Source organism: Pseudomonas sp. SWI36 (genome assembly GCF_002948105.1).
Taxonomy (GTDB): domain Bacteria; phylum Pseudomonadota; class Gammaproteobacteria; order Pseudomonadales; family Pseudomonadaceae; genus Aquipseudomonas; species Aquipseudomonas alloputida.
Genome location: NZ_CP026675.1, coordinates 2,872,539 through 2,885,657 on the forward strand (window position 1 = coordinate 2,872,539; position 13,119 = coordinate 2,885,657).

The window sequence follows — 13,119 nt, forward strand, 5'->3', positions numbered from 1 at the left end:
TCTCCGATACGACGCTTCGGCCAGTACGGCCGTGCCAACACAATAAGATTCGCTACTTTTCTTGCTAGGGGACTTGGTGATGATCAAGAAATACCTTTCGCGACTGCTGGTCGGTGTGACCGCCCTGGTCGCCGTGACCGCGGCCCAGGCGGGCGCCATCGATGACGCGGTCAAGCGCGGCACCTTGCGGGTGGGCATGGACCCAACCTACATGCCGTTCCAGATGACCAACAAACGTGGCGAGATCATCGGCTTCGAAGTCGATATCCTCAAAGCCATGGCCAAGTCCATGGGCGTGAAGTTCGAGGCCGTGTCCACCGCCTATGACGGCATCATCCCGGCCCTGCTGACCGACAAGTTCGACATGATCGGCAGCGGCATGACCCTGACCCAGGAGCGCAACCTGCGTCTGAACTTCAGCGAACCCTTCATCGTGGTTGGCCAGACCCTGCTGATCCGCAAGGAACTGGCTGGCGAGATCAAGTCGTACAAGGACCTGAACAACGAGAAGTATCGCCTGACCTCCAAGCTTGGCACCACCGGCGAAATGGTGTCCAAGAAGCTGATCAGCAAAGCCAAGTACCACGGTTACGACAACGAGCAGGAAGCGGTGATGGACGTGGTCAATGGCAAGGCCGACGCCTTTGTCTATGACGCGCCGTACAACGTGGTGGCGGTAGAGAAAGCCGGCGCCGGCAAGCTGCTGTTCCTCGAAGAACCCTTCACCTACGAGCCGCTGGCCTTCGGCCTGAAGAAAGGCGACTACGACAGCATCAACTTCATCAACAACTTCCTGCACCAGATCAAGCACGACGGGACCTACGATCGTATTCACGACAAGTGGTTCAAGAACAAGGACTGGCTGAAGGAAATGGAATAAGGCTCAGGCCACAAGCCCGGCTTTATGACCCCGACGCGCAGGCAAACCCTGCGCGTTCGCATTTACGGAAGTACCCCACGTGATCAAACACAAGAAAGCCCAGTGGCCTTGGCATGGGTTGACTGCCCTGGTCCTGGTAGGCCTGGCGCTCAGCCTTTACATGGCCACCTCGATGATTTCCTACGAGTGGCGCTGGAACCGCGTACCGCAGTACTTCGCCTACAAGGCCGAGGAAACACAACGCGCTGCCGGCTACGGCACTGTGCAGGAAATCGTCATTTCCGGTGACAACGCCCGCGTCACGCTGAAGGACGAAAGTGGTGCCGAGCAAGTGCTCGATGTGGACAAGGACAGCCTGCAACTGAGCCGCGGCGACGATGTTGCCGAAGGCGACCAGATCGGGGTAACCCGCCATTGGGCCGCTGGCCCGCTGGCATGGGGCCTGTGGACCACCTTGTGGATCTCGGTGGTGTCCGGGGCGCTGGGCCTGGTGATCGGCCTGTTCGCCGGATTGTGCCGGTTGTCGAACAACCCGACCCTGCGCGACCTGTCGACCGTCTATGTCGAACTGGTGCGCGGCACGCCGCTGCTGGTGCAAATCTTCATCTTCTACTTCTTCATCGGCACCGTGCTCAACCTGTCCCGCGAGTTTGCCGGGGTAGCGGCGCTGGCATTGTTCACCGGTGCTTACGTGGCCGAGATCGTCCGTGCTGGCGTGCAGTCGATCGCCAAGGGCCAGAACGAGGCTGCCCGGTCGCTGGGCCTGAACGCTGGCCAGTCGATGCGCCATGTGATCTTGCCGCAGGCGTTCAAGCGCGTGCTTCCGCCCCTGGCCGGCCAGTTCATCAGCCTGGTCAAGGACACCTCGCTGGTGTCGGTGATCGCCATCACCGAGCTGACCAAGAGTGGCCGTGAGGCCATCACCACCTCGTTCTCTACTTTCGAGATCTGGTTCTGCGTGGCAGGCCTGTACCTGCTGATCAACCTGCCGCTGTCGCACATCGCCAGCCGGCTCGAGCGGAGGCTTGCGCAAAGTGATTGAAGTTCGTGACCTGCTGAAAGTCTTCGACACCCGTGGCCAGGTGGTAAGGGCTGTGGATAACGTCACCACTCAGGTCGCCAAGGGCGAAGTGGTGGTCGTGCTCGGCCCGTCGGGGTCGGGCAAGTCGACGTTCCTGCGCTGCCTCAACGGCCTGGAGCATTTCGACCAAGGCCATGTGGCCATCGACGGCCTGCAACTGGCCGACCCCAAGACCGACATCAATGCCTACCGCCGCGAAGTCGGCATGGTGTTCCAGCACTTCAACCTGTTTCCGCACATGACTGTGCTGGAAAACCTGTGCCTGGCGCAAAAGGTGGTGCGCAAGCGCAACAAGGCTGACCGCGAAGCCAAGGCCCGGGCGTTGCTGGAGAAGGTGGGTATTTCGCAGAAGGCCAACGAGTACCCGTCGCGCTTGTCTGGCGGCCAGCAACAGCGGGTGGCGATTGCCCGGGCCCTGGCGATGGACCCGAAAGTGATGCTGTTCGACGAGCCGACCTCGGCGCTTGACCCGGAAATGGTCGGCGAAGTGCTGGACGTGATGAAGACCCTGGCCCAGGAAGGCATGACCATGGTCTGCGTCACCCACGAAATGGGCTTTGCCCGCGAAGTGGCTGACCGGGTGCTGTTCTTCGACCATGGCAAGCTGCTGGAAGATTCCGCGCCAGGCGCGTTCTTTGATTCGCCGAAGGACCCGCGCGCGCAGGCGTTCCTGCGCCAGGTATTGTGAAACTTGGTGGGCGGTAGAGCGTAGCCAACCCCCGAAACTCGCTTTCTGCGGGTTGGCTATTTCACTCATCCGTTGATTTGGAATACAGCTGGCAAATGAATAATTGCGTGGCTTAAGTGATTTTTCTAATTGCTTTTGAAGCTACATGAGGATATTTATTCGTTAGGTAATTTAGACGGCTGCGCGCTGCCTGAATTGCTATTTTGTTCTGTTCAACTCGCCACTTTGCTGCCTCAACTTTCGACGGTGTTTGCTCTAGTTGGAGGCGCTTTGTAGTCAACTGGTCATGCTTGGCTGCAAGCTTCCTCAATCCGGACGCTTTATCGGCGTAACCTGCGTATAAGTAACTTCCCTTTACGCCGTGCTTGCTATTTTCGTATATGACTGTTCCATCCATTTTGCTCATGTCGTCCATGAGCGCTAACATTTCCTCATTTATTTCTTGGAGTCTGGTATCAGTCGTTTGAATATCTTGCTGTATCTGAGCGTGTTTTCTTTCTTCGTTTCCGACGTTAAACTCTAAATTTTCAGTGCTGTCTATGTGATGTTTCAAATTTTTTGAAGCTTTGACTAGAGACTTTCCAGCTTTCCAATCCTTGTAGCGCGCTATAAGTCCACGGGCATTTCCTGAAGGATCATTATAATTAATCGGGTCTCCCGCAGTGTAAGCATATGCATTAAGATTTCCGGCCAAGAATATGCTGGCACGATCGGCAGAAATAAATCGCCTCAGACGGGGGCTGTATCCACGTTCTCCGCGGCCTAACAAGTACACGCCGAAATATTCCAGATACTCTCCGTTGAAGCCTAGTGTTACAGGTAAAGGCCCAGTGCCGTAATTTCCATAAGCACAGTATGTCACGCTGTTGATGGCAGAACTCTGGGTCGAAACCAACACGGACTTTGCTCTGTCCAAAGCAATCAGGTTGGTCTCGGTAAAGAGTGACCCCCCTAGCTGGCACAGCGGAGTGCCGGCCGCGTTCATTACTCTTATTGAACTACCAGGCACTCCAATAGATGCGAGCCGATCATGCTCATAAAAGCGTAACTGACGAGTAGCCATCAGAAGATTCCCTGTTGAATCATGACCTCAAGGATGCGGGCAGCAAGGTAGCCCCGACAACTGGCAAAAATGCCAGGTTGGTGCGCTCCGGTAATTCTTTATGCCCAAGCCTGGGTTGAACGGTCGAGGGGCTGCAAAGCAGCCCCGCTAACCTCAGATGCTGAACCGCCCAACCATCCCCCGCAATTGCTGCCCCAACTGCTCCAGCTCCCCGCTCGAGGCTGCCGTCTGCTCACTGGCCGCACTGGTCTGATCCGAAACATCCCGCACATTGATCACACTTCGGTTGATCTGCTCGGCCACCACGCTCTGTTCCTCACTGGCGGTGGCGATCTGCTGGTTCATGCCCTGAATGCTCGATACCGTGTCGGTGATCTGGCTCAATGCGTGCCCGGCCCTGCGGCTCAGCTCCACGCTTTGTTCGGTCAGGCTCTTGCTGCTGTCCAGCAAGCGGGTCACTTCGTCGGTACCGTTGTGCAGGCTGTCGATCAGTTGGCCGATCTCCTCGGTCGCCGTCGACGTGCGCTGGGCCAGGCCACGCACCTCATCGGCCACCACGGCAAAGCCGCGCCCGGCTTCACCGGCCCGTGCCGCTTCGATCGCTGCGTTCAGCGCCAGCAGGTTGGTCTGTTCGGACACCGACTTGATCACATCGAGGATGCTGCCAATCCGCTGGCTCTCGCCTGCCAGGTGCTGCATGGCCGCCAGACAATGGTCCATCTGTCCGGCCAGTTGTTCGATACGGCCGATGGCTTCGGCGACTACCTGGTCACCCACCTGTGCCTGCTGGTCAGCGTTGGTCGCGGCCAGGGAGGCTTGCTCGGCGTTCTGTGCCACTTCCTGTACGGTGGCGCTCATCTGGTTCATGGCAGTGGCCACCTGGTCGGTTTCCTCGCGCTGCTGATTGATGCGCAGCTTGGTGTCTTCGCTACTGGCCGCCAACTGCGTGGCGGCCTGTGACAGCTGGCCGACACCCTGATCAATGCCGCCGATCAGCTCGCGCAGGCTCAAGGTCATCTCGCGCATGCTGGTTTGCAGCTGGCCCATTTCGTCGCGACGTTGCACGGTGTCGACCTGGCTCAGGTCCCCTTTGGCGATGCGGGCGGCCACAGCCAGCGTCTGGCGCAACGGCTGGGTGATCTGCAAGGTGATCAGCCAAGCCGCCAGAGCCCCTACCACCATTGCCAGTAGCGCCACACTGGTCAGCAGCGACCGGGCGGCCAGGGCCTCACTGTCGCGTTGTTCGACCTTGCGTTTGCCCAGTTCGAGGCTCACTGTTCGCAGCTCATTGCCCATGTTTTCCATGTTGTTCTGCAACTGCTCGACACGTACGGCGGCGCGGCGATACTGATCCAGGCTGGTGCGGTACTTGCTCAGCTCGACACCCGGTTGCTCACTGATGGCGCGTGGCAAGCCCAACGGCGCAAGGCCTTCAAGCAGTTGCGCAAGGCTACTGTCGGCGGCGTCGAGGGCGTTATCACCGACTTTGGCAAAATCCTCGACCGGGACGAAGGTGTAGGCTGGAACCAGGCTTTGCTGGTTGGCACCTTCGACATGCCGGCTGAGGGTGTCCATCAGGCCCAGCACACCACTTTGCTGACTGTCGTCAGGCATTTTCAGCAAGGCCTGGGTCTGCAGTTGGTCAATCGCCTCGCTGAGTGCATGCTCCTGCGACTGCAGGGCTTCGCGCAGGGCTACACGGCTGGCGACGCTGCGCTGCAGTTCGCTGAAGTTGTCGCGCAGGCTCTGCAACAATGCCATTTTTTCTGTCAGCAACTGCCGTGACTCATCGACGTTGCTGCGTTGTTGCAGGGTAGTGAGCATGCTGTTGAGCTGGTCGAGGATATTGCTGATGCGCGCTCTGCTGGCATCGTCGTTGAGCACGCGGTAGGTGATGCGTTCCGCGCGCAGGTCTTTTGTCAGATCGTTGATCAGGCCTATTTCGCTGAGTTGCTGTGAGCGCACGATGGCACCATCCAGGGCACGCCAGCCGCTGATGGTGGTGGCCAGGGTGAGCAGCAGGACCACGGCAAAGCCGAGGGCCAGCTTGGCGGCGACACTGATGTTGCCGAGCTTGCGGTTGAGGGAGCCAAGCATGGGGAATCTCCGAGCGAGTGAGAGAAAGGATGCAGGCGCATGGCTGGCATCACATCCCTGCCCATCGGCAGCGGAGCTGTAGGACTTGACCTGATAATCAGGTAGGAAAGTTCGCCGCGAACAGTAGGATACATATCCTCCTGTGCCGTCCTCTTCGCGGGTAAACCCGCTCCTACGACGGCCTGTGCATGTGTGTAGGAGCGGGTTTACCCGCGAATACGTTGGCGGCGGCAACGGTGAACGGCGGGTGGAGATTGGCCAGCAAGGCCGGCCCATTCGCGGGTGAACCCGCTCCTACGAAGGCCTGTGCATTTGTGTGTAGGAGCGGGTTTACCCGCGAATACGGTGGTGCCGGCAACGGTGAACGGCGGGTGGAGATTGGCCAGCCGGCCTGGCCCATTCGCGGGTGAACCCGCTCCTACGACGACCCCGATGTGTGCCCACCACCGTGGTAATCGATGGACTCGCCCCCGCCGAGGCATCACAGTGCCACGGTGGTGTTCGAAGAAGCCAACGGCAGCGAGGGCGAGACCATGAAAAAGCATAGTTCGAAACACGATTCCCTGTCTTCCACTGATGTGGAGCTTTGCACAACCATCTGCGTAGACCTGGCCAAACAGGTCTTCCAATTAGCAGGCGAGGACGCTACCGGTCGGGTGATCTACGAAGATCGCATCAAATCCCGCCAAGCGTTCCACGATTTCCTGCTCAGGCTGCCAACGACCGTGGCCGTCTTGATGGAGTGCGGTCCAGGTGCACAAGCCTGGGCCAGACTGCTGCAGGCCAAAGGTAATCCGGTTCGCATCCTGCCGGCGCAACGTGTCGCCGAACATCGCAGCGGTGCTAAGAACGATCGTAACGACTGCTATGCCATTTTGCGTGCCGGTCGCGATACGAGCATCGCTTCGATACCGATCAAGAGCACCACAGCACTGGCTATTCAAGCGCTGCACCGTATCCGGCGCGGTAACATCAAGCGACATACCGCGCTGGGTAATCAGATCCGTGGTTTGCTACTCGAGCATGGCGTATCCATGCCCCAGGGCGATGCCGCGGTCAATAAGCATGTGCCTCAGGCGCTTGAGGATGCTTCCTTGCCTCTACCCGACCTGTTGCGCGAGTTGCTCGATGAGTTGCTGATGGACTGGTTGTCTCTAGGTGAACGCATAGCGGCGCTGAGCCGCCGGCTCGAAGCGACTGCCCAAGAGGATAAAGTCGCTCAGCGACTGATCACCATTCGTGGCGTCGGCCCTATCATTGCCACGGCGATCGTGGCGAAACAGACCGACCCCAGCCGCTTCGCCAGTGGCCGAATGTATTCCGCCTTCTTCGGTATCGTGCCCGATCAGCACAGCAGCGGAAACAAAATCAGATTGGGCAAGATGAGCAAGCGCGGTGACGGCTACATACGCAGCCTGATGATCCAGGGCGCGCATGCTGTCTTGAGTCAGTTAAGGCCTGATTCCGATCAGCCAGATGATCGCCGCCTCTTGCGCTGGCTATCCCGCCTTGGGCGCAAGGAGGCGGCGATCAGGCTGGCTAATCGAAATCTGCGGATTATCTGGGCCCTGTTACAGAGCGATCAGGTTTACCAACGCAAACCGAACGAAAAACCGGAGGCGGCTATGAGCCTCTGACCAACCGGGTAATGCCACCGGGGCGCTAGGCGCTCCAACCCCTGCTAGTGAACATTGACCCTAGGTAAGACCGTCGCAGACCGATGCCTCCGCTCCTACAGGCCTGATAGTGGCCTCAATGTAAACGGCACACTGCGAGCTCACCACGATGTTGGCCAGAAGCAAAAAGCTTCCTCGAACAGGCCTGATACATAGATGCAACCGGGTTCCTATGTTCAAAAAAGCAGCTAGACAGTGTGGGCGAGTCCATACATAGGAGCGGGTTTACCCGCGAATACGTTGGCGGCGGCAACGGTGAACGGCGGGTGGAGATTGGCCAGCAGGGCCGGCCCATTCGCGGGTGAACCCGCTCCTACAGCGGCCTGTGCATGTGTGTAGGAGCGGGTTTACCCGCGAATACGGTGGTGCCGGCAACGGTGAACGGCGGGTGGAGATTGGCCAGCAAGGCCGGCCCATTCGCGGGTGAACCCGCTCCTACGACGGCCTGTGCATGTGTGTAGGAGCGGGTTTACCCGCGAATACGGTGGCGGCGGCAACGGTGAACGAAGGGTGGAGATTGGCTAGCAGGGCCGGCCCTTTCGCGGGTGAACCCGCTCCTACAGCGGCCTGTGCATATGTGTAGGAGCGGGTTTACCCGCGAAGAGGACGGACCGGGCGACCGCTAGTTCAGATCACAGCCTGAACCGCCCAACCAACCCTTGCAAATGGGTACCCAACCGCGCCAGTTCCACGCTGGAGCTGGCCGTCTCCTCACTGGCCGCCGAGGTCTGGTCGGAAATATCACGCACATTCATCACGCTGCGGTTGATTTCTTCGGCCACCGCCGTCTGCTCCTCGGCCGCCGTGGCAATCTGCTGGTTCATCGCCTGGATCGACGACACCGTGCGGGTGATGGTTTCCAGCGAGCTGCCGGCGCGGCGGGTCAGCTCGACGCTGCTGTCGGTCAGTTGGCGGCTGTTGTCCATCACGCTGGCCACCCGTTGGGTGCCGCTTTGCAGGCCGGCAATCAACTCTTCGATCTCTTCGGTCGACTGCTGTGTGCGCTGGGCCAAGCTGCGCACTTCGTCGGCAACCACGGCAAAGCCACGCCCGGCCTCACCGGCGCGGGCGGCTTCGATTGCTGCGTTGAGGGCCAGCAGGTTGGTTTGCTGGGCCACCGATTTGATTACGTCGAGTACGCTGCCGATCTTGTCGCTTTCGGTCTTGAGCAGGTTCATCGCTTCGCTGGAGTTGACCACTTCGCTGGCCAGGCGCTCGATCTGTGCCACTGCCTCGCCCACCACGCGATCGCCCTCGCGGGCCTGCTGGTCGGCCATCAAGGCGGCTTCCGAAGCCTGTTCGGCATTGCGTGCCACTTCGTGCACGGTGGCAGTCATCTGGTTCATCGCAGTCGCCACCTGGTCGGTTTCGACCTTCTGGTTGTTGACCCCGGCGCTGGTCTGTTCTGTCACCGCCGACAGCTCCTCGGCAGCGCTGGCGATCTGCGTGACGCCGTCGCCAATGCCGCCTATCAGTTCACGCAAACCTTGGGTCATGCGATGCATGCTGGCCTGCAATTGGCCCAGTTCGTCGCGGCGTTGCACCTGCAGGCTCTGGGTCAGGTCTCCGCTGGCCACACGCTCTGCGGCGCGCAGTGTTTGGCGCAGCGGGATGATGATTTGCCGGGTAATGGCCCAGGCGGCCAGCAGGCCAAGGGCCAGTGCCAGCACGGTGGCAACCGTGAGCAGTGTTTTGGCCTGCGCGGCAGCGGCATCGCGCACCTCGGTTTGCGAAGCGGTCATCATCTGGCTGGCCTGCAGCAGTACCGTGCCTTGTTCAACCATGCGTTGCAGCGCTTGCTCGCTGGCGAGCTGGGCATTGCCGAACTGGGTCACCGCATCGCGGTAGCCGCCCATGGCTGTGGCGGCATCATCCAGGCTGGCAGCATGTTCGGCTGGCACTTTGGCCGGCAGGGCGCGCAGTTCGGCCAAGGCCTGGTCGATGGCCTTCAGTGCCGTTTGCTGGTAATCGGCATTGCCGCTGTAGGTGTAGCCACGCACCTGGAAACGCGCTTGTTGCAGCAGGGCGCTGACGTCCACCGCGTGCTGGTACTGATTGATGTCAGCGCCTTGCAGCAGGCTACGCTGTACGCGGCCTATCAGATCCACGGCCTTATCGGCGCTGCTACCCAGTACATCACGGCTGGCTTCGCGGCGTTGGTCGGCCTGCTTCAGCTCGTTGAATGCCTGCTGGTAGATGCGCACTGCCTCGCGTTGCTGTTCGAGGCGTTGGCGATCGGCGGGTTGTTCGATCTGGCCAAGCATCAGCTGCACCTGGCGATCGAGGTTGCTCAGGGCTTTTTCCAGTTCTGCCAGCGAAGCGTCGTCGCGGCGGCGATCGTACTGCTGGCGGGCGATGCGCAATTCCTGGGTGTATTGCTGGATGACCGAGATGTTTCCCAGTTTGTCGCCACGGTCGATGATGCTGTCCATGCCGTGCCAGCCGGTCAGGGTAATCGCCAAGGTCAACAGAAGCACCAGGCCGAAACCCAGCCCCAGTTTGCGATTGACGCTCACATTGCCTAGCGATTGGGCTAACCATTGATACATGTTCGACTCCCCGGCGGCTTGGCAGCACAAATAATTGTATTGTTGCCAAGGCCATCGGCCCGGGAGGGGGAAACTTGATGGGCGAAGAAGGGGTGTTTGTGTCAGAAAATACGCGAAAGCAGCGCGGTGACGGCGGTCTCCACCCGCAAGATGCGATCACCCAGCTGTACCGGCGCCAGGCCTGCCTTGCCCAGCAGGTCGACCTCGTAGGGGATCCAGCCACCCTCAGGGCCGATGGCCAGGGTAACGGCTTGTTCTACGGCGCGCGGACAGGCTGGGTAAGGGCCGGGGTGGCCGACCAGGCCTAGGGTGCCGGCGGCGATGGTGGGCAGGCGGTCTTCGACAAAAGGCTTGAAGCGCTTTTCGATGATCACCTCGGGCAGCACGGTGTCACGCGCCTGTTCCAGGCCCAGGATCAGGTTCTCGCGAATGGTGTCGGGCTGCAGAAAGGGCGTTTGCCAGAAGCTTTTCTCGACCTTGTAGCTGTTCAGCAGGATCAGCCGCGGCACGCCCAGCGTGGCCACGGTCTGGAACAGCCGTCGCAGCATTTTGGGCCGAGGCACCGCCAGCACCAGGGTCAGCGGCAGCTTCGCCGGTGGCTGCTGGTCGAAGGCCACTTCAAGTTCGGCTTCGTGCTTTTCCAGGCGCAGCACCGTGGCCTTGCCCATCAGGCCGTTGATACGGCCCACGCGCAGGTTGTCGCCCACTGCCACGCGGTGGATTTCCTGCATATGGGTGAAGCGCCGATCAGCAAGAACGACGCGGTTGGCCGAGACGAAGTCGGCCTCTTCAAGAAGCAACAGGTTCACGGTTGGGTCGCTGGTGGCTGGTCGTTATGGTCGTCGGCGGTTTCGTCGTGGGCGCTGCGCTTGCGGATCAGGCTGCCGCACAGCACGCCGACCTCGAACAGCAGCCACATGGGCACGGCCAGCAGGGTCTGGGAGAAGATGTCCGGTGGGGTGAGGACCATGCCGACCACGAAGCAGCCGATGATCACATACGGGCGGACTTTCTTCAGATACTTCACGTCGACCACGCCGATCCACACCAGCAGCACCACCGCCACCGGGATTTCGAAGGCCACGCCAAAGGCGAAGAACAGCGTCATCACGAAGTCGAGGTAGCTTGCGATGTCGGTCATCATCGCTACGCCTGCCGGGGTGGCAGCGGCGAAGAACTTGAACATCAGCGGGAACACAAGGAAATAGGCAAAGGCCATGCCGGCGTAGAACAGCAGGATGCTCGATACGAGCAGCGGAATGGCAATGCGCTTCTCGTGACGGTACAGCCCGGGGGCGATAAAGCCCCAGATCTGCTGGAGGATGAACGGGATGGCCAGGAACAGCGCCACTATCATGGTCAGCTTGAACGGCGTGAGGAACGGCGAGGCCACATCGGTGGCGATCATCGTTGCATTGGCCGGCAAGTGCTCGCGCAGTGGCGCGGAAACCAGTGTGTAGATCTGCTGGGCGAAGGAGAACAGCCCGGCAAAGATCAGGAAAATGACGGCAACGCAGCGCAGCAGGCGGGTGCGCAGTTCGGTCAGGTGCGAAACCAGCGGCATTGGCTGGTCGTGTTCCGGATTCTCGCTCATGGGGCTCGCGGCGGTTGAGGCGGTTCAGACGGTGCGGCCGGGGCAGCGGGTGCTTCGACCGGCCTGGCTTCGAGCCCGGCAGGTGGCTGCACGCTGGCCGTGGTGACCGGCGGCTGCGCGGGTGGCGTCATTGGGTTGAGGATACGCTTGGCTTCCTCTTCCATCTGCAGGATGTGCTCGTTATGCAGTTGGCGGCGGATGTCGTCGGCGCCTATTTCGCGCTCCACTTCCATCTTGATGCTGTTGAAGCTGCGTTTGAGCCGGCCGATCCACAGCCCTGCCGTGCGCGCGGCACCCGGCAGGCGCTCGGGGCCGAGCACCAGCAGGGCGACCAGGCCGACGAGCAGCAGCTCGCTGAAACTCATGCCGAACATGGGTCAGTCTTTCCGCTGCGGCTCTTGGACCGGGTGGGCCTGGCCTTCGATGGTGTGGCCTTGCTGCGGCTGCGCGGTGTTTTGCACCGGTGGCACAGGCTGCGCAGGCGGCGGAGTCTGCTCGGCCGGCTTGGTCTCTTCTTCGTTCATGGCCTTGCGGAAGCCCTTGATCGACTCGCCCAGGTCGCTGCCGAAGTTCTTCAGCTTCTTGGTGCCGAACACCAGGACCACGACGACCAGCAGGACGATCCAGTGTTTCCAGTCAAAGATACCCATTTCGTACTCCTGAAAATTGTGTATACAGCATATCGATGCGGCAACCCGGCGCCTGTGGGAGCGGGCGTCCCCGATAAAACATCAGGCAGATGGCTGGCGAGCGGCCTTTTCATCATGCCCGGAAAGCCCGAAGCGGCGTTCCAGTTCATCCAGCACGGCTTGCGGATGCTGGCCCAGCGCGCTGAGCATCACCAGGCTATGAAACCACAGGTCGGCGGTTTCGTAGATGACATCGCTGTAATCCTTGCTGATCTGGGCATCCTTGGCCGCAATGATCGTTTCGACCGACTCTTCGCCGAGCTTTTCAAGGATCTTGTTCAGGCCCTTGTGGTACAGGCTGGCCACGTAGGAGCTGTCAGGCGCCGCTTGCTTGCGTTCTTCAAGCACTTCGGCCAGGCGGTTGAGGGTGTCGCTCATGTCAGTGTCCTGCGCTGTAGATGGCATCCGGGTCCTTCAGGACCGGGTCGACGATTTTCCACTGGCCGTCTTCAAAGACGCGGTAGAAGCAGCTTTCACGACCGGTATGGCAGGCGATATGGCCCAGTTGCTCGACCATCAGGATGATCACGTCGGCGTCACAGTCCAGGCGCAACTCATGCAGTTTTTGCACATGCCCGGACTCCTCGCCTTTACGCCACAGCTTGCCACGCGAACGCGACCAGTAGATGGCACGCTGCTCGGCGGCGGTCAGGGCCAGCGATTCACGGTTCATCCAGGCCATCATCAGCACGCGTCCGGTCTTGTGGTCCTGGGCGATCGCCGGTACCAGGCCATCGCTGTTCCACTTGATCTCGTCCAGCCAGTCTTTCATCGTCGACTCCAAAGCGGGCCCGCTCCTGTG

Annotated in this window: 13 protein-coding genes and 2 pseudogenes; 4 read left to right on the forward strand and 11 right to left on the reverse strand. The window is 60.3% G+C overall.

Annotation, left to right across the window (positions count from 1 at the left end; all coding sequences use genetic code 11):
- Positions 1 to 82 precede the first annotated feature (82 nt).
- The 3 genes from C4Q27_RS13775 (at position 83) to C4Q27_RS13785 (ending at position 2,649) form a co-directional block, all read left to right on the forward strand.
- Positions 83 to 880 carry a transporter substrate-binding domain-containing protein gene (locus C4Q27_RS13775; protein ID WP_029380729.1) on the forward strand — a complete coding sequence of 266 codons (798 nt, stop codon included), beginning with the start codon at positions 83 to 85 and terminating at the stop codon, positions 878 to 880.
- A 79-nt stretch (positions 881 to 959) separates the two neighbouring features.
- Positions 960 to 1,922, forward strand: a complete 963-nt coding sequence (locus C4Q27_RS13780) for an amino acid ABC transporter permease (RefSeq protein WP_010955582.1) — start codon at positions 960 to 962, stop codon at positions 1,920 to 1,922.
- Positions 1,915 to 2,649, forward strand: coding sequence for an amino acid ABC transporter ATP-binding protein (locus C4Q27_RS13785; protein WP_064491104.1), 735 nt, complete (start codon positions 1,915 to 1,917; stop codon positions 2,647 to 2,649). The genes C4Q27_RS13780 and C4Q27_RS13785 overlap by 8 nt, the downstream gene beginning before the upstream one ends.
- Before the next feature lie 112 nt (positions 2,650 to 2,761).
- On the opposite strand, the gene C4Q27_RS13790 is transcribed toward C4Q27_RS13785, so the two are convergent.
- From C4Q27_RS13790 to C4Q27_RS30010, 3 genes and pseudogenes are all read right to left on the reverse strand, one after another.
- Positions 2,762 to 3,712 carry an RHS repeat-associated core domain-containing protein gene (locus tag C4Q27_RS13790; protein WP_104886962.1) on the reverse strand — a complete coding sequence of 317 codons (951 nt, stop codon included), beginning with the start codon at positions 3,710 to 3,712 and terminating at the stop codon, positions 2,762 to 2,764.
- 153 nt (positions 3,713 to 3,865) lie between these two features.
- A complete protein-coding gene (locus C4Q27_RS30005) occupies positions 3,866 to 4,759 on the reverse strand; it encodes a methyl-accepting chemotaxis protein (protein ID WP_371919371.1) in 894 nt (297 codons plus the stop codon).
- Between the two features lie 9 nt (positions 4,760 to 4,768).
- A pseudogene (locus C4Q27_RS30010) lies at positions 4,769 to 6,085 on the reverse strand (methyl-accepting chemotaxis protein); the annotation flags it as partial.
- 302 nt (positions 6,086 to 6,387) lie between these two features.
- Here C4Q27_RS30010 and C4Q27_RS13800 point away from each other — a divergent pair.
- Positions 6,388 to 7,446, forward strand: a complete 1,059-nt coding sequence (locus C4Q27_RS13800; RefSeq protein ID WP_104887859.1) for an IS110-like element ISPpu11 family transposase — start codon at positions 6,388 to 6,390, stop codon at positions 7,444 to 7,446.
- Between the two features lie 671 nt (positions 7,447 to 8,117).
- On the opposite strand, the gene C4Q27_RS30015 is transcribed toward C4Q27_RS13800, so the two are convergent.
- The 8 genes and pseudogenes from C4Q27_RS30015 to hisI form a co-directional block, all read right to left on the reverse strand.
- Entirely contained in the window at positions 8,118 to 8,990 is an 873-nt protein-coding gene (locus tag C4Q27_RS30015) for a methyl-accepting chemotaxis protein (RefSeq protein ID WP_370688723.1), read from the reverse strand.
- 30 nt (positions 8,991 to 9,020) lie between these two features.
- Positions 9,021 to 10,034, reverse strand: a pseudogene (locus C4Q27_RS30020) (methyl-accepting chemotaxis protein); the annotation flags it as partial.
- A 101-nt stretch (positions 10,035 to 10,135) separates the two neighbouring features.
- Positions 10,136 to 10,843 carry a 16S rRNA (uracil(1498)-N(3))-methyltransferase gene (locus C4Q27_RS13815; protein WP_020192065.1) on the reverse strand — a complete coding sequence of 236 codons (708 nt, stop codon included), beginning with the start codon at positions 10,841 to 10,843 and terminating at the stop codon, positions 10,136 to 10,138.
- Complete coding sequence (gene tatC / locus C4Q27_RS13820; protein WP_104886964.1) at positions 10,840 to 11,628, reverse strand: twin-arginine translocase subunit TatC; 789 nt, start codon at positions 11,626 to 11,628, stop codon at positions 10,840 to 10,842. Before tatC ends, C4Q27_RS13815 begins: the two co-directional genes overlap by 4 nt.
- Positions 11,625 to 12,002, reverse strand: coding sequence for a Sec-independent protein translocase protein TatB (tatB, locus tag C4Q27_RS13825; RefSeq protein ID WP_020192064.1), 378 nt, complete (start codon positions 12,000 to 12,002; stop codon positions 11,625 to 11,627). Before tatB ends, tatC begins: the two co-directional genes overlap by 4 nt.
- Before the next feature lie 3 nt (positions 12,003 to 12,005).
- Positions 12,006 to 12,278: a twin-arginine translocase TatA/TatE family subunit gene (locus C4Q27_RS13830; RefSeq protein ID WP_010955575.1), complete on the reverse strand. Its 273-nt coding sequence runs from the start codon at positions 12,276 to 12,278 to the stop codon at positions 12,006 to 12,008.
- 81 nt (positions 12,279 to 12,359) lie between these two features.
- Positions 12,360 to 12,695, reverse strand: a complete 336-nt coding sequence (locus C4Q27_RS13835) for a phosphoribosyl-ATP diphosphatase (protein ID WP_003249283.1) — start codon at positions 12,693 to 12,695, stop codon at positions 12,360 to 12,362.
- A gap of 1 nt (position 12,696) precedes the next feature.
- On the reverse strand, positions 12,697 to 13,089 hold the full coding sequence (gene hisI, locus C4Q27_RS13840) for a phosphoribosyl-AMP cyclohydrolase (RefSeq protein WP_064490835.1): 393 nt from the start codon (positions 13,087 to 13,089) through the stop codon (positions 12,697 to 12,699).
- Between the last annotated feature and the right edge of the window lie 30 nt (positions 13,090 to 13,119).